Origin of the sequence: Nocardia rhizosphaerihabitans, from assembly GCF_014646295.1 — a bacterium.
Taxonomy (GTDB): domain Bacteria; phylum Actinomycetota; class Actinomycetes; order Mycobacteriales; family Mycobacteriaceae; genus Nocardia; species Nocardia rhizosphaerihabitans.
In genome coordinates, this window is the sequence record NZ_BMNE01000002.1 from 1192331 (window position 1) to 1211751 (window position 19421).

Below are 19421 nucleotides of genomic sequence, written 5' to 3' on the forward strand. Positions count from 1 at the left end.
CGAGGGCTCGATATGCTCGCCTCCGATATCGAAACGGGCTGCTGTGCTGCGTGTTTGGTTTGACGATTGGTGGTTGGGGGCCTGTGAGTACTGCGGAAGTCAGGCCGATGGTGCAGCCGGTGGCTGCATCGCCGGGGGAGAATACCGGGCGCGCGGCGACCGCGGGACCTGCCGGTTACGTGGTACTCGGCGCCGGAGTGGCGGTGGCGGCGATCGCCGTCGTGACCGCGCTTTTCACGCCGCCCGTTGTCGGCATCCCGGTGCTCGCCGGCGCGCTAGCCGTGGCGCTGATCGCCTGTCCCGCAGTGTTCGTCGCGTTGCGGGAGCGGGCCAAGGCCAACGCCGCGAAGGACGCAGTCCAGCGGGCTGAACAGCAGCTCGCCGCGACCGCCGCCGAGGCGAGTCAGCGGATCGCGCAGGCCGAGGAACACGCCACGCACTACGCCTGGGAAGCGCAGGAGAACGGGCGCCGTGGCGCGGCCGCGCTGGCCGCCTTCGCCGGCGCCGCGGGCCGCATCCAGGCCATGACCACCAGCATGCTGGCCGAACTGCGCGAGATGGAACACCGGCACGCGGACCCGCGGGTGCTCACCGACCTGCTCCACATCGACCACCGCACCGCGCAGACGGGCAGGCTCGCCGACAGCATCGCGGTGCTCAGCGGCGCCCGCACCGGTCGCCGGTGGGCGAAACCGATTGCGATGGAATCGATCCTGCGCGGCGCGATGGGCCGGGTCGCCGGCTACCAGCGCGTGCGGCTGCGGGCGGTCGCCGAGGTCGGCATCGCCGGGCACGCCGCCGAAGGCGTCATGCACACCCTCGCCGAACTGCTCGACAACGCCTGCAACTTCTCCCCACCCACCACCGAGGTGCACGTCTACGCCGCGGAAGTGCCTGCGGGCGTGGTGATCACGATCGAGGACAGCGGACTCGTGATGAGCGACTCCGCCCTGCGCCGTGCCGAAGCCGCCGTCAGCGGCCGCGACCACAAGGGCAAGGGCGCCGACCTGGCCTCGCTGTCGGGCACCCGGCTCGGCCTCGCGGTGGTCGGCAACCTGGCGCGCAAACACGACCTCACCGTGTCGTACCGGCCGTCGGCGATCGGCGGCACCGCCGTCGTCGTCGTGGTCCCGCGCGAACTCACCGCCCGCGCCGAACGCCGCACCCGCGGCGGCACCCAGCTGTCCGCACCGACGCCGCGTCGCGCCGACACCCAGCTCGGCACCCTGAGCCAGTTCGACACCCCGACGCCACGCCCGCAGCACGCACGGACCACCGAGACCACCGAGCTCGGCTGGACCGAGACCATCGGTCAGCACGCCCGCCAGGCCGGCGCCGACGCTGTCCCACCCGCGGTGTCCACCTCACCCGCACTGCCCAAACGGCGCAGGGGCGACACCCTGGCCAAAGTCCACCCCGAGGGCCTGTCCACCACCCCGTCCGCCGACGCCGCACCGACGAAACCGGCTGCTCTCGGCGCGTTCCAGCGGTCCGCGCCTGGCCGCGGGCCGCACGAGTCAGGCCACCAACCAGGCAGCGCCGCCACTGCTCCCGACCCCATGGAGGACCGATGACCACCACCGCCGCAGCGAACCTCGGCTGGCTGCTCGAGAAGCTGCTCGCCCGCACCCCACGTACCCGGCACGCACTGCTGCTGTCGGGCGACGGCCTGAAGATCTGCCACACACCGGAACTCGATGTTGACCGCGCCGATCAGCTGGCCGCGATCGCCGCCGGCTTCCAGAGCCTGTCGCACGGGGCTTCCGTCGAGTTCGGTGACGGGCGTGGCGGAGTCCGCCAGTCGATGACCGAGTTCTACGGCGGCATCCTGTTCGTGGTCGAGGCGGGGCGCGGTGCGCACTTAGCGGTGGTCGCGGCCGAGGACGCCGACGCGGGGCTGGTCGGGCACACCATGCACGAGCTGGTCGAACAGCTCGGTGAGCATATGGCTGCCCAGCCGAGACGCGGAGCGCCGAATTGACCAGGGCCGGCCGCGACGACGATCCCGACCGGTTCTACACGCTGACCGGTGGGCGCGCCCCGGCCACCGAGGATTTCGACCTGGTGACTCTGGTGGTCAGCGAATCGGCGCCGTCGGCGGGCATGACCTCGGAGCAGGTGGCGATCCTGGACATGTGCCGGGCGCCGACCGCGGTCGTGGAGATCGCGGCGGAACTGCGCCTGCCGGTCGGGGTCGCCACGGTCCTGCTCGCCGATCTGCTGCACGCGGGCAAGATCACCGTTCGGCCGCCGCTCTCGGCGGCGATGTCGCTGGATGCCTCCACCCTCGAGAAGGTGCTCGTTGGACTTCGCAAGCTCTGATATCGCGCCCGAGCGGTCCCGGGCGCCGCTGCACAGCACGGCAAAGCACGGATTGAAGATCGTGGTCATCGGTGGATTCGGTGTCGGCAAAACGACATTGGTGCAATCGGTCAGCGAGATCCGGCCGCTGGACACCGAGGCGACGATGACCGACGTCGGCGTCGGGATCGACGACGCCACCGGCGTGCCGGGCAAGTCCACCACCACCGTCGCCTTCGACTTCGGCCGCATCACCCTCGACGACGAACACGTGCTGTATCTGTTCGGCGCGCCGGGGCAGCAGCGGTTCTGGTTTCTGTGGGACCGGCTGTTCACCGGTGCGCTCGGCGCGATCGTGCTGATCGACCAGCGCCGGATCAGCGACTCCTGGTACGCGATCGACCGGCTCGAACACCAGGGCACCCCGTTCGTGGTGGCCTGCAACGACTTCGGTGACTCGCACGCACCGCAGGACGTGCGCGACGCGCTCGACCTCGACCCCGCGGTGCCGCTGCTGATGTGTGACGCGCGCTCGCGCGAATCGAGCAAACAGGTGCTGATCGCGCTGGTCGAACACCTGTATTCCGCTGTTCCGCAAGGGGAGACGGTCTGATGAGCACACCCACCGGCACCGGTGCCTGCCCGATCACCGGCGCGGTGCCGCTGAGCGGTCCCGAGTTCCACATCGAACCGCACGAGGTCTACCGCCGGATGCGGCGCGACCACGGTCCGGTGGTCGCGGTCGAACTGCCCGGCGGCTTCCCCGCCTGGCTGATCATCGGCTATCGCGAGCTGCATCAGGTGACCAGCGATCCGCTGCTGTTCCCGCGCGATGTCTCGCTGTGGAACCAGTGGGGCCGGGTGCCACCGGATTGGCCGTTGCTGCCGATGGTCGGACAGCCCATGCCCTCGATCTACTTCACCGCGGGCGCCGAGCACCGCAGGCATCTCGCGATGGTGGAACCCGCCCTCGACGCGGTGGATCACTACGAATTGCGCCGTGCCTGTGAGGAACTCGCGGACCGACTGGTCGACAACTTCTGCGGTCGCGGCAGCGCCGACCTGATCGCCGAGTTCGCCGAACCGCTGCCGGTGCTGGCGCTGGGCCGCATCCTCGGCCTGCCCGACTCCGACGCCGCCGATCTCGCGTTGACGATGAAGACCCTCGCCGACGGCGGCGCGGACGCCCAAGCCGGGCATATGCGCTTCGGCGAGCACATGGCCCGGCTGCTGGCGGCCAAGAAGGCAAGGCCCGCAGGTGATCTGGTGTCGCTGATGCTGGCCGATCCCGAGCCGTTCACCGACGAGGAATACACCAACGACCTGATGGCGATCACCGCAGCGGGTCATCTCACCACCGCCGACTGGCTCGGCAGCTCCATGCGGCTGATGCTCACCGACGATCGCTTCTCCGCGGCCCTCGGCGGCGGCAGGCGCAGCGTCGGCCAGGCCATGAACGAGGTGCTCTGGGAAGAGGGCCCGACCTCGATCCTGGCGGGGCGGTGGGCCGCGCGTGACACCCGCCTGGCCGACCAGACCATCCGGGCCGGCGACATGCTGTTGCTCGGCTTGGCCGCAGCCAATCTCGACCCGCACATCCGCCAGTCGTTCACCGACGGTGACACGGTGCCGACCGGCAACAACGCCCATTTCGCGTTCAGTTACGGCGAATACCGCTGCCCCTTCCCGGCGCAGCAGATCGCCGAGATCATCGCCAGGACCGGGATCGAGGTGCTGCTCGACCGGCTCCCCGATGTCGACCTGGCTGTCCCCGCCGACCAACTCACCCGGCGACCTTCGGCTTTCCTTCGGGGCATGACCGCACTGCCCGTTCGTTTCACACCAGTTAGACCCGTCGGAGGTTCGTCGTGAGTTCCCAGTGCCCCTTTGCCATCGACCCCATGGTCGGTGACCTCAACGGAGAGACCGCCCGACTACGCGCCGAAGGTCCGCTCGCCCGGATCGACCTGCTCGGTGTGCCCGCCTGGACCGTCACCGATCACGCGATCGCCCGTCAGCTGACCACCGACAGCCGACTGGTCAAGGACATCCACGCGTGGAAGCTGTGGACCGACGGCGTGGTGACCAACCAGTGGCCGCTGATCGGCATGGTCGATGTCGACCGCTCCATGTTCAACGTCGACGGCGCCGAGCACCGCAGGCTGCGGCTCAAGACCGCCCAGGCCCTGGCGCCGCGGCGGCTCGAGGAGATGCGCCCGGTGATCGAGCGGCTCACCGTGGAACTGCTCGACGATCTCGCGGCCGCGGGCGCCGACGGCGCGCCGGTGGACCTGAAGTCGGTCTTCGCCTACCCGCTGCCGATGCGCGTCGTCGGCGAACTGATGGGCGTCGAGCGCGAGGATCACCCGCAGCTGCTCGAGTGGTACAAGAAGTTCTTCTCGGTGATGACCCCGCAGGACGAGCGACTGCGCGTGATCGGCGAGCTCGACGTGTACTTCACCGATCAGGTCAAGCAGAAGATCGCGAACCCGGGTGACGATCTCACCTCGGCGTTCATCGTGGCCGACGAGGGCGGCGAGCCGCTCACCGAGGAAGAGGCGATCGGCAATATCAAGGCCCTGGTCGCCGCCGGGCACGAGACCACCGTCAGCCTGATCGTCAACACCGTGCGCGCGCTGCTCGGCGAACCGGAGCAGCTGGCGAAAGTCCTTGCGGGCGACGTGGACTGGAAGCAGGTCATCGAGGAGTCGCTGCGCTGGGACGGCCCGGTATCGCACCTGCTGATGCGCTTCGCCACCGAGGACATCACCGTCGGCGACACCGTGATCGCCAAGGGCGAGGGCGTGGTGATGTCCTACCGCGCCATCGGCCGCGACACCGCCGTGCACGGCGACACCGCCGACGAGTTCGATGTGACGCGTCCGACCGCCAACCGGCACTTGGCCTTCGGCTACGGCCCGCACATCTGCCCCGGCGCCGCCCTGTCCCGGTTGGAAGCCGCGATCGCGCTGCCCGCGCTGTTCGCCCGGTTCCCCGATCTGCGGCTGGCCGTGCCCGACAGTGAGCTCGGCAATCTGCCGGTTCTCACGCAGAACGATCTGGCCGCGTTGCCGATCATCCTGAACTGACCGGCGTCGCGTCGCGCCCGGTGGTCGTTCGCCGGGCGCGACGCTCCTACGTCGCTACAGGCCGAGGTCGCGGCCGATGAGCTCCTTCATGATCTCGTTGGAGCCCGCCCAGATCTTGGTGACCCTGGCGTCCATCCAGGCCCGCGCGACCCGGTACTCGCGCATGTAGCCGTAGCCGCCATGCAGCTGCACACACGCGTCGAGCACGTCGTTCTGGATCTGCGCCGACCACCACTTGGCCTTCGCGGCATCGACCGCGGAGAGCTTGCCCTCGGCGTGCGCGGCGATACCCTGATCGACGAACGCCTGCGTCACTTCGATTTTGGTGACCAGCTCGGCGAAGAGGAACTTGTTGTACTGGAAGCTGCCGATCTGCTGCCCGAACGCCTTGCGCTCCTTGGCGTAGGCGAGGGTCTCGTCCAGGATCGCCGCGGCGTGGGCGATATTGGAGATCGCGGCGCCGATGCGCTCCTGCGGCAGCCGCTCCATCATCGCGATGAAGCCGCGGTCGACCTCGCCGATCCGGTTGGCGTCGGGGACGCGGACATTGTCGAAGAACAGCTCGGCGGTGTCGGATTCGGGCTGGCCGACCTTGTCGAGCTTGCGGCCGCGGGTGAAGCCCTCCATGCCGTTCTCCACCGCGAACAGCGTGATGCCCTTGGCCTTCTTCTCCGGGCTGGTGCGGGCGGCGACGATCACCAGGTCGGCGTTGAAACCGTTGGTGATGAACGTCTTCGAGCCGTTGATGATCCAGTCGTCGCCGTCGCGGACCGCGGTGGTCTTGAGCGCGGCCAGGTCGGAGCCGCCCGACGGCTCGGTCATGCCGATGGCGGTGATGATCTCGCCGGTGCAGAACTTGGGTAGCCAGCGCTGCTTCTGCTCGTCGGTGGTCAGTTCCACCAGGTACGGCGCGCACACGTCGTAGTGGATGCCGAACGAGGAGGCCAGGGCCGCACCGGCTTTGGCGAGTTCCTCGCCGAGCACCGCGTTGAACCGGTAGTCGCCGGCGTCGCTGCCGCCGAACTCCTCCGGCACACCGAGGCCGAGGTAGCCGAGTTCGCCTGCGGCGAGCCAGGTTTCGCGGTCGATCGCGCGCTCTTCGGTGAAGCGTTCGGCATTGGGCTCGATCGAGCGCTTGACGAACTCGGCGACCGAGGCGCGGAAGGCCTCGTGGTCCTCGGTGTAGATGGTGCGCTGCATGGGTTTCCTTTCGTGTTCTACTGTTCGGGCCGTTCGCCCAGCAGAACCAGCGACGCCTGGACGACCTTGGCCGCGTCGGGTTCCTCACCGCTGATGACATCGGCGTAGATGAAGGTCTCGGTGATCCGCGACAGCAGCAGCGCCAGTTCCGGCACCGGCAGCGGCGGATCGAGTGTGCCCGCCGAGATCTCCTCGGTGAGCAGGTCGGCGATGAACGCGACGAAGCGCCGCTGCATCGAGCCGGCCCTGGTGGTGAGCAGGCGCAGCGCGCGTTCGGGTTCGCGGCGCAGGAATTGGCGGAAGGCGTCGGAGGTGTTGACGGCCTGGGCGAAATCGCCCAGGACCGTGGCGATCCGGCGCGCACCGTGTCCTGGCGCGGCCGCGACGGCGCGGCGCAGGGTCGGTTCGGCCACCGACCAGATCACCTCGGACAGCAGCTCGTCGCGGCCGCCGACCCAGCGGAACAGGGTGGCCCGGTTGACGCCGAGCTCGTCGGCGAGTTCCTTCATCTCCAGCCTGCGGCCCGCCAGGAACCCGGATCGCGCTGCCTTGAACGCGGTGATCACGTCGGGGCGGGCGGCAATGTCGGCCAGGCGCTGCCCCAGTGTTGTCTGCTCGGTCACGTCACCTCCCCGGTGCAACATCTCCCTCAGTGTATGGGGGATGCAACATCTGTCAATATGTCGCACCGGGGGCACAAAAAAAACTCCCCGGTCGCAATGACCGGGGAGTTCGTTGTAGCCCCGACGGGATTTGAACCCGCGCTACCGCCTTGAGAGGGCGGCGTCCTAGGCCGCTAGACGACGGGGCCAGAACAACAGCTCACCTGCGTGAACCGCGCGGAACATACGATAGCCGACGACCGGGCAATCGACCAAAACGGCTGGTGACCGCCTTTTTCCCGGGTGGGCCGAGCATGTTTAGCGATGGCAAACATGCTTGTATTCAATACAGGTGCGTTCCATGATGGAGGGGTGAGTGCTTCGGTTTCCCGTCGATACGACTCCTCGCTACGCCAGGACATGGCGGCGCGAACCCGCCAGGCGGTGTTCGAGGTGGCGGGCCGGTTCTTCGTCGAACGCGGCTGGGACGGCACGTCGATGCGTGACATCGCGCAGGCGGCGGGGTGCTCGGTGGAGACGATCTACTCGAGGATCGGCAACAAGGCGGCCTTGCTGAAAGCGGTCCTCGACCGGGCGGTCGTCGGCGACGACGCGGTGCTGTCGCCGGCCGACCGGCCCTGGTTCGACATCGAGAGCGGCAGGCCGCTCTCCGAACGCGCCGCCGAACTCGCCGCGGTGGCGGCATCGATCTACCGGCGCACCGCGCATCTGCGCCGCGCACTCGACATCGCGGCCGAAGGCCATGCCGAGCTGCGCGAGCTCGACACGAAATGCCGTGCGGACGAACGGATCTCACGGACTGCGCTGGTCTCGGCGGCCGCGGGAAGGCCGCTGACCGAGATCGAAGCGGATGGGATCCAGGGCATCTTCAGCAACGAGATGTACCTGTTGCTGACCGACCGATCCGGATGGACACACGAGCAGTATCAGGACTGGGCGGCCGCCATGGTGATACGGCTGCTCGACCTCGACGAGGAGCGCGCTCATGACCACCGACCCTGATCGTGTCCGAGACGGCCGAATGGCGCTACACCCTCGAACCCACCGGCTCCGGCACCCGCATCGTGCAGACCTACCGCCTCCTCGCCATGCCGATCTGGTTCGACCGCCTGGTCTGGCTGTCCACCCCCCGCCCACCACGACCGCCGAAACGCCCTGCACGGCGATCTCAGCCCGCTTGCCCGTCTCGCGGAAGCGGCATAGAGCAGGCGCGGGCAGGGGAGGGTGATGAGGTTGGCGCGTTCGGCATGAGATTGGCGTGTTCTGTCCTTGTCGCGGCCACCGATGGAATTCGAGACTTACGTTTCGTGTAGTCAGTGTGCGAACGAGGGGAGCATGCGATGTCGGTAACGAGAGAGAGTGCCACCGCCTATGTGATTTCCGCGCTGGAGGCGAAGGGAACCGCAACGCGGGACGACTTCGACGTCGCCGGGATCGTCGCTGCGTTCCGGGACATCGCCGAGGGGTGGGACTTCCACCTGATGGAGCGAGAAACCTTCTGGCGGATCGCCTCGACCTATCTCAGAACGTGAGTCTGCGTGCCGGATGGGAACCCGCCGACCAGCGCCGGGCCGCCCGGCGCGCCGAGCCCGCATCGGAGTAGCCGAGGAGTTCGGCCTGCCTGGTGCCGGTGAGCGGGAGCGACCCCGCGGACACCGCTCGCGTCAACCGGGCGCTGCGAGCCCGATCCAGTTCGGCCCGCCAGGTCGTGCCCGCCTCGGTGAGCCGCCGCTGCAGGGTCCGCGGGCTGATGCGGAGGATCCGGGCGACACTGTTCAGGGAGACCTCTCCGGCTTCGATGGCCTTGTCCACCGCGGCGGCCACTCGTTCGGGCCAGGCCGAGGCGAGGGTCGGCGGGGGTGGCAGCGCGGCGGCCAGCGGCAGAAGGACTGCGGCCAGTACCGGATCGGCGGTGGTCAGGGGCAGATCCAGGTCCGCGGCGCGGAAGGTGATCGAATCGGTGGGAGCATCGAATTCCACCGTGGCGGAACCGAATACGGCACGGAAGCCGTCGAGGTGCGTGGGGGCGGCCTGGCGCAGCGAGACGCGCACGGGGTTCAACGGACCGTCGACGACCCTGCGGGCGCGGCTCAGGACGGCCGCCAGTCCCCACAGTTGGGTGTGATCCCGTCCCCGGCCATCGCCATCGAGCATCTCGAGGTAGAGGGTGGACTCGTTCTCGTTCTCGGCGACCAGGTCGAACCGGTGATTGGTGGTGACCGCGGTGATGTGGGGCCCGCAGGTGGCCAGCCCGTCACCCAGCGTCGGCGCCGAGGCGAACAGATAGTCGTACAGGCCCAGGCTGGACAGCTCGTAGCGACGGGCGACCTGCAGGGCGACGTCCGGGCCGAGGCGATATTCGCCGATCTCCCACAGCCGGGAGAACGTCGCGCTGGGCAGGTGCACGTCGTCACCGGTCATCGACCAATCCGGGACTCCTGCGTCCCGAATCAGCTGTGCGCGATCCAGCCCGGCAGCATCGAGCTGGGAGATGACGAAACGGTGCAGCAAACTCTGGTCGGTAGCCATGACGTCTCCTCGTGGCGGCATGCCGATCCGCGGACCGGTAGCGGCGACGCTACGCATTGTTCGAATGCGGGTCCATCATTGCGCAGACCGAATCGCGGCGAAAGCGCGAGGCTGATTCTCGCGCCGACGTCAGCCGGAGGTTGACCTGCCCGGGTGGTCCCCGAGTGATGATTTCGACGGTAGTCACCTCCGGATCGCGCCATCCGGGGCCGAACCGACGCTGTGCGCGGGACCTTCGGCATCTCGTCTCGGGTTTTCGGGGACCAACGGCCTCTCCACTCGGCGACGATCGGACCTCCCCGCACGGCCCGCCGAAGTAGACGCTGGTTCGTGAGGAGGTTCGCGATGTTGTTCGACGATCGTCGTGACGCCGGACGTCAGCTGGCGGAACGGCTGGTACATCTGCGAGACGAGGATCTCATCGTGGTGGGCCTGCCGCGCGGCGGTGTTCCCGTGGCCTATGAGATCGCCCAGGCGCTGGACGCGCCGCTGGATGTGATCGTCGTGCGCAAACTCGGCGTCCCCTATCAGCCGGAGCTGGCGTTCGGCGCGATCGGCGAGGACGACGCCCGGGTGATCAACGATGTCGTCGTCGCGTACACCGGACTCGCCGGCGCGGACATGGCGAGCGTGGAACGCCGCGAACGAGAGGAACTCGCGCGGCGAGCCGAGCGGCTGCGGCGCACATACCCGCGTGTCACGCTGTCCGGCCGCACCGCGGTCGTCGTCGACGATGGAATCGCGACCGGCGCGACCGCTCGTGCCGCCTGCCAGGTCGCGCGTGCGCGCGGCGCTCAGCGCGTCGTGCTCGCGGTTCCGGTAGCGCCGCGGGACACGCTGGCGATGCTGCGAGACGTAGCCGACGAGGTGGTCTGCCTGGAGCTTCCCACCTGGTTCAGCGCGGTCGGCTGCTGGTATCGCCGTTTCGGCCAGGTCTCCGACGCCGAGGTCGCCGAATTGCTGCGCCGGGCCGCCGAAGTCGCCAGCGAGCCACAGCCGAACGCCGGGGACGATCCGCCGACGTCACCGGCTGGCTGACTCGCCAAGACGACGTGACCGGCCTGCGGATCGGATACTTCGGTGCCAGCACGGGTGCTGCCGCTGCGCTTCGTGCGGCGGCCGATCCCGGGCTCGAGATCGCCGCGGTCGTGTCGCGTGGCAGGCGGCCGGGTCGCACCGGGCCGGCTCTCGCGGCGGTGCGCGCACCAACCCTGCTGATCGTCGGTGGTGACGACGTCGCCGTCCTGGAACTGAACCGTCTCGCCGCGGAGGCGATGTCGTGCGAGACCGTGCTGACGGTGGTGCCCGGCGCCACCCACCTGTTCTCCGAGCCAGGAACGTTGGAGAAAGTCGCCGAACTGGCCCGCGACTGGCTGGTCGATCAGCTGGCGCCCGGGCCCGCCGACGACATCCCGGGCGGCCATGGATTGCCGTGATGGGCCGTTCGTCACGGGAGTGGGTGATTTCGGCCCCTGTCGAGACCGGTGAAGCCGAGCAATAGTGATGTCATGGCCAAGACTTCGAATCTCTCCGCGCCCGAACGGCGGCGCATCGCGGAACAGGCCCTCGATTCGACAGACCAGCGTGCCGAGGACGTGCTGGTCCGGGTCCGGTGCGCGCGTGATTCAGGTGCGCTGATCGTGTTCGGCCAGGTCGCGGAATCGTATGTCACCACAAGTTCGGTCGGCATTCCATGAAGACAGAGACCACACCGCGCGTATTTCGTGAAGCGGTCCTCGCTGCCGTGATCGGCGGATTGGGCGCGATAGGGCTGGTGGTGCGTCCGTTCAACGAGTCTGTCGCCGGCACGCTGTGGCTGGCCGCGACCGTGGCCGCGCTCATTCCGGCGGTGGTGTGGGTTCTCCGGGATCTTCGACGCGGACGCTACGGCGCCGATCTGCTGGCGCTCATCGCGCTGGTGGGCGCCGCCGCGGTCGGCGAGTATTTCGCGGGTGCGCTGATCGCGTTGATGGTCGCTACCGGCCGGGTATTGGAGGCGTACGCCGGGCAGCGGGCCGGGCGGGATCTCTCCGCGTTACTGGAGCGGGCGCCGCTGTGGACCCATCGGCGGCGTGCGGGTGAAATCGAATCCGTCGCGGCCGCCGCGATTTCACCGGACGACGTTGTGGTCGTGCTGCCTGGTGAGACGGTACCCGTCGATGGTGTGCTCGCCACGGCGGGAGTCTTCGACGAATCGGCACTGACGGGGGAATCGATACCGGTGGTACGCCGGGCCAGCACCGAGGTGCGCAGCGGTGTGGTGAACGCTGGGACGGCCGTGGACATCCGGGCTTCAGCGGCGGCCGATGCCAGTACCTATGCCGGAATCGTCACCCTGGCACGACAGGCGGCCGCCATGGCGTCGCCGACAGCGCGGCTGGCCGACCGAGTCGCGGTATGGTTCCTGCCTCTCGCGCTTCTGATCGCCGGTGCGGCCTGGATACTGACGGGAGATCCTGTGCGCGCGGTCGCGGTGGTGGTCACGGCGACGCCCTGTCCGCTGCTGCTGGCGGTTCCGGTCGCGATCACTGCCGGAATGTCGCGGGCGGCACGAGCAGGCGTGGTCGTGAAGGACGGTGCCGCTCTGGAAACGCTGGGACGCGCCAGGTGTCTGGCGATGGACAAGACCGGCACCGTCACCGTTGGCCGACCGGCGGTGATCGACGTCGTCGCGGCACCCGGCACCGACACCGACCGCGTGCTGCAGCAGGCCGCCGCGGTGGAGCGGTTCTCACCGCATGTGCTCGCCCACGCCGTCACCGCCGCGGCCGCGGCCCGTGGACTGGAGCCCGATGCCGCAGAAGAGGTTGGGGAGCAACCCGGCCAGGGTGCGACGGGGATCGTGAACGGCCACACGGTGCGTGTCGGGCGGCTGCCTTCCCATGCCGAACTCGCGCCGTGGGCACAAGCCGCCCAGCGGCGGGCCCGGCTGGATCTGGCGGCCCTCGTCTGGGTTTGCGTCGAAGATGTTCCTGTGGCGGCTCTGCTGGTGCGTGACCGCGTCCGCGCTGACGCCGCCCGCACCATGCGCCGGCTGCGATCCGCGGGTCTGCGTCGGCTGCTCCTGCTCACCGGCGATCGGGTCGACAACGCCGCGGAGGTGGCGCAGCTGCTGGGACTCACCGAAGTCGTCGCGGACGCCGACCCGGCCGACAAGATCTCGGCCATTCGCGCGGAACGACATGACGGTGTGACCGTCATGGTCGGCGATGGTGTGAACGACGCCCCGGCGCTCGCTGCGGCGGATGTGGGTGTCGCTCTCGGCTCGCGCGGATCGACGGCCGCAGTGCAGGCCGCCGACGCGGTGATCGTGGACGACCGCATCGAACGGCTCGCCGACGCGATCGAGGTCGCACAGCGGTCGCATCGGCTCGCCGTGCAGAGCGCGATCGCGGGCATGGCGCTGTCGCTGGCGGCGATGGTCGCTGCCGCCTTCGGACTGCTCGTCCCCGCCGCAGGTGCCCTGGTACAGGAGGGCATCGACGTCGCGGTGATCCTGAACGCGTTGCGGGCGTTGCGAACTCATCGCGAGCGCCGCACCGAGGCCATCGATCCTCTGGTCGCTCGGTTCGCACGGGAGCACGAACAGTTGCAGAGCGCGCGTGACTCGGTCCGGCAGGCGGCAGACGCGCTGTCCCGCGGTCCAGGCCCGAGCGCGGATGCCGCGGTCCGCCGTGCGTTCGATCTGCTCGTCGAGCACATACTGCCGCACGAACACGCCGAGGAGTCGCAGCTGTATCCGGCCCTGGCCGACTATCTGCGCGATCCGGAGGCAATGGTGACGATGAGCCGCGAGCACATCGAGATCGACCGGCTCGCCGACCGCATCCGCCGCCATCTCGACGACGCCGGGCAAGGCATCCGCACCGACCAGATCGATGACCTGCGCGCCACCCTCTATGGACTCGACGCGATCCTCAGCCTGCACTTCGCCCAAGAGGACGAAGCGTTGTTCACCCTGGCGCGTACCTGACGCGGCACGAAGAGCCTGTCGGGGCAGCGGCCGAACGGCGCTGGTTCGCAGGTGGTGTATTCGAAGGCGGACCAGGGACCGGAGTCCTCGAAGGAAGGACCGTCGGCCCTACTGGTCGACGCGGCCGCCGCGTGGAATCGAAGTGTCATCAATTCGCACTCTGCGTTGGAGTCACATTATGAGCATCCGTTCTCCCCGCCAGGCGTTACTGCCGACCTGGCCTGCCATGCCCGATTGGTCGGACCTGATGGCACGGCTGGAATCGAGGCCGCCGTGGTCGTCGCTCGAGGGTCACATGATTCGAGTCGAGGAACATCTCGAGAAGGACCGGTACACGTTGCGGGCCGAGTTGCCGGGGGTGGACCCGGCCAAGGACGTCGATATCAGTGTCCGGGAAGGACAATTGACGATCAAAGCCGAGCGCACCGAGCGGAGGAAGGAGGGCACGCGCTCGGAATTCCACTACGGAAGTCTCTACCGGTCGCTTCCCCTTCCGGTCGGCGCGAAGGAAGACGACATCGACGCCACCTACACCGACGGCATCTTGACGGTGACCGTGCCGATGTCCGAGTCGGAGACACCGGAGAAGCACATCGCGATCAAGAAGACCACGACCGGCAACGGACACAACTGACCGCTCTGGAAACGAGACCGGCACAGACCCGCTGTTGCGACCGTACCCGTTCTCCCGGAGCCCGAACCTCGGTTCGGCTGGCCGGTAGCCACCGGGCAGCCGAACCGCAGTGGTGGGCAGACCTTTACCGGTCGACCGATCACGCAACCGGATCCGCCGGAACCCGAATGCCCCCGAAGCGATGACTACTGGACGGTCGATCGGGACTCCGCCCTGCGCATGCTTCGCACCGGTCCCGTGGACCGCGCCGGCAGCGGCTCGGTGTGGGTTATCGCGTGTCGTGGACCCCGCCGGATTCTCGGTAGGGATTCTTCGGTGTTTCGACGCCGAGCCGAAGCACGGTGTCGAAGCCCGCGGCGAGGCAGTCGGTCAGGCTCGCGAGATCGGTGACGGCGGCGGTGTCCGCGTTGATGCCGACACAGCAGCGTCCGGCGTGGGTGGTCAGCGTGATGTTGAACGAGGTGCCGAGGGTAGGGCTGAAGGCGTATACCCGATCGATCCGCGCACCGGCGAGGTACAGCGGCACCGGGGACCCCGGCACGTTCGAGGCGACGAAGTCGACGTGCTCCAGCATATCGGCGATCAATCGGATCGGTACACGGTTGAGGACGGCCGCGACGGCGCCCGACAGCGGAACGGCGCGTTCGTGGCGTTGGGCGTCGACCGCGGTGTCGACGGCGCGCATCAGCTCGGCCGGATCGGTGATGTCGACCGGCACCACGAAGCGAGACAGACTGATTCGATTGCCGCCGAGCCGATCGGCCGGGGCGCGAAGACTGATCGGCATGGTCACCCGCAGCCGTTGCAGCGGTGCGTCGTGGCGGTCGTGGTAGCTGCGCAGCCCGAGGAGCACGGCGGTCAGGAACGCGTCGTTCATCGTGCAGTGCGCGGCGCTCGCCACGCGGTGCAGTGGTTCGGCGGGAATGTCGAAGACCGACAGCCTGCGACCGGTGCTGCGCTCGGTCATCACCGGTGACAGCGTCGTAGTGACCGGCCGGATCAGGCGAGCCAGCGAGGCTGCCAGCGCGGCGCCATCGCGTGCCGACCGAACGGGGTGGAACAGACCACGGAACACGGCGCGCAGCGATCTACTGATCCGCAACCATGGTGTCGCGCCGCTGGACCGGTCGGCGGTCTTCGACGAGGAGTCGGAAGGGCGGCCGAAATCGGTTCCTGTGCGATCGCGGGCGCACATCTCGGTGAGAATCCGGACACCGCTGACGCCGTCGGTGAGGCTGTGATGCACCGTCAGCACCAGCGCGGACCCGTTACCGTCCACACCCTTCAGCAGTGTCGCTCGCCAGAGCGGCCGACCGAGATCGAACGCTGTCATCGCTTCCACAGCCGCGAATTCCAAGACCGCGTGCAGGTCCGATGGATGTGCTGTGGCGCCGCGCCGCAGGTGCCAGGACAGCTCGAACTCCGGGTCGCGAACCCAGCGCGGGGGCGCGAGACCGAACGGCGCCCCGACCAGCAGACTGCGGAATTCGGCCACCGCGTGAGTGCCGCGATCGATGGTGTCGACCAGGCGTTCCCATTCCGGTTCGCTGTCGAGCTTCAGCACGGCAACGATGGTGGGCCGCAGGATCGGGTTCTCCTGCAGCCGCCAAGTGAGCAGGTCGGTTTGGGAGAGGTGAGACTCGCTGGCTCCCGTCATCGTCGTCTCCGGAACAGTCGTGTCTCTCAGTGCTGCCGCACACCGGGGACCAAGCCCTCGGCCAGCAGCATCCGATGCGCCTCTTGTGCGGCCGAACCCATGCGATTCGCGTCGCCGGTGTCGATCGGCAGGCTCGCGTCCATGCCCCCGCCGCAGAGGATGCCGGACAGGTGCGCCGGCAGCACCGCGAACACGCGGTTCAGCTGGCCGGGGGAGAATCGGTCGGACGGCATCGCCGTGATCGCCCCCGCGACTCGGCCGACCTCGTCCTTGCGGATTCCCGCTGCCCTGGCGAACTGCTCGACGAACTCGCCGAGACCACGGTGCACGGGTACGTGGCTGGGTACCCATCCCTCGTAGTAGACACCGCGAGGCAATTCGGGGAGCCGCGCGGCGAGATGAGCGGAGTTGGCCATGCCGATTCGGTCACGGACGACGTGCGACCACGCCCGCAGCGCGCGGTGGGCGATGGCCAGGCCGTCGGTCTCGAGACCGACGGCAACGGCGCGCAGCCACTCGTGCGCGCCATGTACGGCAGCGGCGAACAGATCGTGTGGCATGGAGGCCTCCTCCCGACGTTTCACCCGGTGTGTCGCCGGTACCGTTAAGCCTGCCCCGATGCCCCCTCGATCCCAAGGGCCCAAGGTTTCCGGACGATGGGTCGATGGTCCCGTCCGAAGCGACACACCGGCGCGCCGGAGACGACCCGGCGAGCGAGTCTCTTCTTCAGACCACAATGCCGACCGGATGTCCTTCGCCGTCGCACGGCGTCATTTCGTCGGTCGAGACCGCAGGCTCCGCCGGGTATGAACCGCAGTCCTGAGCTCGTCGACGATGTCCTGCTCGAATACCCGGGTTCCGGGCAGCATGACGGTGGCTGCCGCTGCGGCGACACCGTACTCGCAGGCGCGCAGACATGAGTCGCCGGCTGCCAATCGGGAGGTCAGCGCCGCGACCAGACTGTCGCCGGCGCACGCGTCGCTTCGTGCGGGGTTCGACAACGGCGGTGCGGATATCTCGTGGTCGAACTCCCGATCGGAATACACCGCTCCGAGCGCACCGACGGTGGTGACCACGTTGTCGGTCGCTCCCGTCTCGAGGACACATTGGTTGGCGGCGCGGGCGTCGGAGAAGCTCTCGATCGCTCGACCAATCAGCGCGCCCGCCTCTTTTCGATCGAGGCGAATCAGGAAAGCCTTTTCCTGCAACGCTTTTCGCAACTGTGCTCCGGCGATATCGAGTACGGTCGTGATCCCGTCGGCGTTGGCCGAGCGAAGGATGTCAGCGGAGAAGTCATCGCGTAGCCCCGGGGTGGCGCCGCCGGTCAGTACAAGATAGGGAAAGTCGCGGGCCGCGGACACGATCGCCTCCATACATCGCGCTTCTTCGGCCTCGGAGAGGCGGGGTCCCGGCGGCACCACGTGGTAACTGTGCCCAGACCATTCCTCGCCGATCACAACGGCTTCCCGGGTTTCGGCCCCGATGTCGATGCCGCGGTGGAGCAAGCCCTCCTCGTCGAGCAACCGGCTCAGTCTGCGGCCGACCTCGCGCCCCGAGGTGTGCAGCGCCACCGTCGGAACTCCGAGCCGGGCGAGGCATCGTGCCACGTTGATCCCGCCGCCACCGCCCTGCACCGAGCTCAGTTGTGCGCGGTTCTTGCCCCCGCTGATCAACCGCCGGACGTCGAATGTGAGATCGACGGTCGGATTGAGAGTGACAGTGAGAATTCGAGGCTGTTCAGCGGCAGACACGGCTGGTCCCTTCGATTCGAATGCGGATGGGAACACGGCCGGTCGACCGCGGAGCCTCGGCCGCGGCGGCTTCGCCGAGCCCGGTGTGCGTCTCGTGGACCTGTACTCGCGCGGTGGACATGGCAGATGCCTTCAAGCCGTCGTGTGTCGCGACCGGGCGGAACCGATGGCACGGACGACAGCAAACTGCGATCGTTGTGATGCCTGCCGGTCGCGGGCGTGGGCCAGCAGCACCGCGATCTCGGTCGTGATGCCCGACGAGATCGTCTCGATGTCAGGGGTCGTGTCGTAGTCGCCGGTGACGCCGAAGGTCAACTGGTCGAGATAGCTGAGAATCGCGATCGTCGTGCGTACCCGCATAGCGATCGGAATGCACGGCCACAACTCGATGACCTTTCGCCCGCCGAGCGTCAGGCGGTGCCGTGGGCCAGGGATATTGGTCGCCAGAGCTACCACGCCGCGCTGGGGGAACGACACCGCCAGGCGGAACACCTCCGCCACCAGCCCGAACGGCAGCCGCCGGGACAGCGATAGCAGCGACTTCTCGGCGTCGGTCTCACCTCGCGATCGGTGCCTACGGATCTGCTCGTGGACGGCGATCAGGCGCTCCACGGGATGATCGACCTCGATCGGCAGATGAGCGATGACCGCGGAGACACGGTTGTCGAGTACCTGTTTCGCCTCCGTCGTTCGGGTGGAAACCGGCACCATGACGCGCAGTTCGGTGGGGATCGGCTGTTCGCCGCGGCTGAGCAGCAATCGACGGTAGGCGGCGGCGATCGCCGCGACGGCCACACCGTTGACCGTGACATCGAACGTCGCGGCAATTTCTCGTACTTCCGGCAGGATGGTCCGCGCCACCGCGTAGCGACGCTGGCGCCCGATGGGGCCGTTGAGCGAGGACTCGCTCGTCGGCGCGATCGCCGCGAACAACACCGGCGCCAGCGTGCGCACTGTTCCCAGAGCGAAACGCGGGATGCTCACGGGTGCCTGAATCGCTTTCCTCGCCAGTTGCAGAAATCCGGTGCGTGAACGTCTCCTGTCCGGCCTACGGCGTCCGCCTGCTTCGATCGCGGCGGGGTCGCAGAAGCTCTCGAACAGCGTGATCTCGGAGATGCCGTCGACCATGGTGTGATGAGCCTTCAACACCAGCACCCAGCGGTCCTCGGTGAACTGGTCGACGACCACCACCTCCCATAGTGGGTGATCACGATCCAGCCGCTCGGTCAACTCGGTCGCGATGAGCTCCTTCAGTTCCCTCTCACCGCCCGGGGCCGGTAACGCGGTCCACCGAACGTGATGGGCCAGATCGAAATTCGGGTCGTCTTCCCACACCGGAGCTTTCAGGTCCAGCCGCGTGCGCCGGACCCGCTGCCGCAGCCGGGAGTGCCGCTCCAGCCCACGATCCAGCCAGCCTCGCAGCTCATCTCTGGCCGGAGGCGGTCCCTCGACGATCGCCACGGTTCCGATACCGAGGCTGACCCGGCGGTCGGTGTCTTCCATTTCCATGAAGCCCGTGTCCAGCGGGCCCAATTCCGTCATCGCGAACCTGTCCCGGCAACGGCTGCAAGCCGCTGCCTATAGCTGGTAATGCCACTGCTACAGAAAGAATCGTCGCGCGAACCGCCCTGTGCGAGTGAGATGCCAAGGTCACCGGCACGAGT

At 68.2% G+C, this 19421-nt stretch carries 18 protein-coding genes, 1 tRNA gene and 1 pseudogene; 12 read left to right on the top strand and 8 right to left on the bottom strand.

The window, feature by feature from the left end; all coding sequences use genetic code 11:
* The first annotated feature begins 119 nt into the window (after positions 1–119).
* From IEY60_RS12005 to IEY60_RS12030, 6 genes are read left to right on the top strand one after another with little or no spacing between them, the layout of a single operon-like run.
* Complete coding sequence (locus IEY60_RS12005) at positions 120–1574, top strand: sensor histidine kinase (protein ID WP_229739720.1); 1455 nt, start codon at positions 120–122, stop codon at positions 1572–1574.
* A complete protein-coding gene (locus tag IEY60_RS12010) occupies positions 1571–1981 on the top strand; it encodes a roadblock/LC7 domain-containing protein (RefSeq protein WP_189027048.1) in 411 nt (136 codons plus the stop codon). Before IEY60_RS12005 ends, IEY60_RS12010 begins: the two co-directional genes overlap by 4 nt.
* Positions 1978–2322: a DUF742 domain-containing protein gene (locus tag IEY60_RS12015; RefSeq protein ID WP_189027050.1), complete on the top strand. Its 345-nt coding sequence runs from the start codon at positions 1978–1980 to the stop codon at positions 2320–2322. Before IEY60_RS12010 ends, IEY60_RS12015 begins: the two co-directional genes overlap by 4 nt.
* The gene (locus IEY60_RS12020; protein WP_189027053.1) at positions 2303–2914 is read left to right on the top strand and encodes a GTP-binding protein; all 612 of its coding nucleotides are present in this window, start codon (positions 2303–2305) and stop codon (positions 2912–2914) included. Before IEY60_RS12015 ends, IEY60_RS12020 begins: the two co-directional genes overlap by 20 nt.
* Positions 2914–4173, top strand: coding sequence for a cytochrome P450 (locus IEY60_RS12025; protein WP_189027055.1), 1260 nt, complete (start codon positions 2914–2916; stop codon positions 4171–4173). The genes IEY60_RS12020 and IEY60_RS12025 overlap by 1 nt, the downstream gene beginning before the upstream one ends.
* Positions 4170–5390: a cytochrome P450 family protein gene (locus IEY60_RS12030; protein ID WP_189027057.1), complete on the top strand. Its 1221-nt coding sequence runs from the start codon at positions 4170–4172 to the stop codon at positions 5388–5390. Before IEY60_RS12025 ends, IEY60_RS12030 begins: the two co-directional genes overlap by 4 nt.
* Before the next feature lie 54 nt (positions 5391–5444).
* On the opposite strand, the gene IEY60_RS12035 is transcribed toward IEY60_RS12030, so the two are convergent.
* From IEY60_RS12035 to IEY60_RS12045, 3 genes are all read right to left on the bottom strand, one after another.
* The gene (locus IEY60_RS12035; protein WP_189027059.1) at positions 5445–6590 is read right to left on the bottom strand and encodes an acyl-CoA dehydrogenase family protein; all 1146 of its coding nucleotides are present in this window, start codon (positions 6588–6590) and stop codon (positions 5445–5447) included.
* Between the two features lie 17 nt (positions 6591–6607).
* Positions 6608–7234 (bottom strand): QsdR family transcriptional regulator, encoded by a 627-nt coding sequence (locus IEY60_RS12040; protein ID WP_229739721.1) that lies wholly within the window; start codon positions 7232–7234, stop codon positions 6608–6610.
* A 94-nt stretch (positions 7235–7328) separates the two neighbouring features.
* Positions 7329–7401, bottom strand: a tRNA-Glu gene (locus IEY60_RS12045).
* Positions 7402–7564: 163 nt separating this feature from the next.
* Between IEY60_RS12045 and IEY60_RS12050 the strand changes: the two genes are divergently transcribed.
* The gene (locus IEY60_RS12050) at positions 7565–8215 is read left to right on the top strand and encodes a TetR/AcrR family transcriptional regulator (RefSeq protein WP_189027061.1); all 651 of its coding nucleotides are present in this window, start codon (positions 7565–7567) and stop codon (positions 8213–8215) included.
* Positions 8216–8553: 338 nt separating this feature from the next.
* Positions 8554–8745: a hypothetical protein gene (locus IEY60_RS12055; protein WP_189027063.1), complete on the top strand. Its 192-nt coding sequence runs from the start codon at positions 8554–8556 to the stop codon at positions 8743–8745.
* Here the strand turns inward: IEY60_RS12055 and IEY60_RS12060 are convergent.
* On the bottom strand, positions 8735–9742 hold the full coding sequence (locus IEY60_RS12060) for an AraC family transcriptional regulator (RefSeq protein ID WP_189027065.1): 1008 nt from the start codon (positions 9740–9742) through the stop codon (positions 8735–8737). The genes IEY60_RS12055 and IEY60_RS12060 overlap by 11 nt on opposite strands.
* 345 nt (positions 9743–10087) lie before the next feature.
* Here IEY60_RS12060 and IEY60_RS12065 point away from each other — a divergent pair.
* The 4 genes and pseudogenes from IEY60_RS12065 to IEY60_RS12080 all read left to right on the top strand — a co-directional run bounded on the left by IEY60_RS12065 (position 10088) and on the right by IEY60_RS12080 (position 14349).
* A pseudogene (locus IEY60_RS12065) lies at positions 10088–11178 on the top strand (phosphoribosyltransferase family protein).
* 72 nt (positions 11179–11250) lie between these two features.
* Positions 11251–11439 carry a hypothetical protein gene (locus IEY60_RS12070; protein ID WP_189027067.1) on the top strand — a complete coding sequence of 63 codons (189 nt, stop codon included), beginning with the start codon at positions 11251–11253 and terminating at the stop codon, positions 11437–11439.
* A complete protein-coding gene (locus IEY60_RS12075) occupies positions 11436–13715 on the top strand; it encodes a heavy metal translocating P-type ATPase (protein ID WP_189027069.1) in 2280 nt (759 codons plus the stop codon). The genes IEY60_RS12070 and IEY60_RS12075 overlap by 4 nt, the downstream gene beginning before the upstream one ends.
* A 178-nt stretch (positions 13716–13893) precedes the next feature.
* Complete coding sequence (locus IEY60_RS12080; protein ID WP_308426097.1) at positions 13894–14349, top strand: Hsp20/alpha crystallin family protein; 456 nt, start codon at positions 13894–13896, stop codon at positions 14347–14349.
* 268 nt (positions 14350–14617) lie between these two features.
* Here the strand turns inward: IEY60_RS12080 and IEY60_RS12085 are convergent, their stop codons facing one another.
* The 4 genes from IEY60_RS12085 to IEY60_RS12100 all read right to left on the bottom strand — a co-directional run bounded on the left by IEY60_RS12085 (position 14618) and on the right by IEY60_RS12100 (position 19299).
* Complete coding sequence (locus tag IEY60_RS12085) at positions 14618–16006, bottom strand: wax ester/triacylglycerol synthase domain-containing protein (RefSeq protein WP_189027071.1); 1389 nt, start codon at positions 16004–16006, stop codon at positions 14618–14620.
* A 26-nt stretch (positions 16007–16032) separates the two neighbouring features.
* Positions 16033–16566, bottom strand: a complete 534-nt coding sequence (locus tag IEY60_RS12090) for a DUF2267 domain-containing protein (protein WP_189027074.1) — start codon at positions 16564–16566, stop codon at positions 16033–16035.
* Positions 16567–16776: 210 nt separating this feature from the next.
* Complete coding sequence (locus tag IEY60_RS12095) at positions 16777–17793, bottom strand: 1-phosphofructokinase family hexose kinase (protein ID WP_308426098.1); 1017 nt, start codon at positions 17791–17793, stop codon at positions 16777–16779.
* 96 nt (positions 17794–17889) lie between these two features.
* Positions 17890–19299 carry a wax ester/triacylglycerol synthase family O-acyltransferase gene (locus IEY60_RS12100; RefSeq protein ID WP_189027076.1) on the bottom strand — a complete coding sequence of 470 codons (1410 nt, stop codon included), beginning with the start codon at positions 19297–19299 and terminating at the stop codon, positions 17890–17892.
* Positions 19300–19421: the final 122 nt, after the last annotated feature.

Excerpts from the sequence above, each read along its gene's own strand:
- IEY60_RS12075 (WP_189027069.1), top strand. The coding sequence starts at position 11,436 with ATGAAGACAGAGACCACACCGCGCGTATTTCGTGAAGCGGTCCTCGCT.
- IEY60_RS12055 (WP_189027063.1), top strand. The coding sequence starts at position 8,554 with ATGTCGGTAACGAGAGAGAGTGCCACCGCCTATGTGATTTCCGCGCTG.
- IEY60_RS12060 (WP_189027065.1), bottom strand. The coding sequence starts at position 9,742 with ATGGCTACCGACCAGAGTTTGCTGCACCGTTTCGTCATCTCCCAGCTC.
- IEY60_RS12080 (WP_308426097.1), top strand. The coding sequence starts at position 13,894 with ATGAGCATCCGTTCTCCCCGCCAGGCGTTACTGCCGACCTGGCCTGCC.
- IEY60_RS12010 (WP_189027048.1), top strand. The coding sequence starts at position 1,571 with ATGACCACCACCGCCGCAGCGAACCTCGGCTGGCTGCTCGAGAAGCTG.
- IEY60_RS12085 (WP_189027071.1), bottom strand. The coding sequence starts at position 16,006 with ATGACGGGAGCCAGCGAGTCTCACCTCTCCCAAACCGACCTGCTCACT.
- IEY60_RS12070 (WP_189027067.1), top strand. The coding sequence starts at position 11,251 with ATGGCCAAGACTTCGAATCTCTCCGCGCCCGAACGGCGGCGCATCGCG.
- IEY60_RS12040 (WP_229739721.1), bottom strand. The coding sequence starts at position 7,234 with ATGTTGCACCGGGGAGGTGACGTGACCGAGCAGACAACACTGGGGCAG.
- IEY60_RS12025 (WP_189027055.1), top strand. The coding sequence starts at position 2,914 with ATGAGCACACCCACCGGCACCGGTGCCTGCCCGATCACCGGCGCGGTG.
- IEY60_RS12035 (WP_189027059.1), bottom strand. The coding sequence starts at position 6,590 with ATGCAGCGCACCATCTACACCGAGGACCACGAGGCCTTCCGCGCCTCG.
- IEY60_RS12100 (WP_189027076.1), bottom strand. The coding sequence starts at position 19,299 with ATGACGGAATTGGGCCCGCTGGACACGGGCTTCATGGAAATGGAAGAC.
- IEY60_RS12090 (WP_189027074.1), bottom strand. The coding sequence starts at position 16,566 with ATGCCACACGATCTGTTCGCCGCTGCCGTACATGGCGCGCACGAGTGG.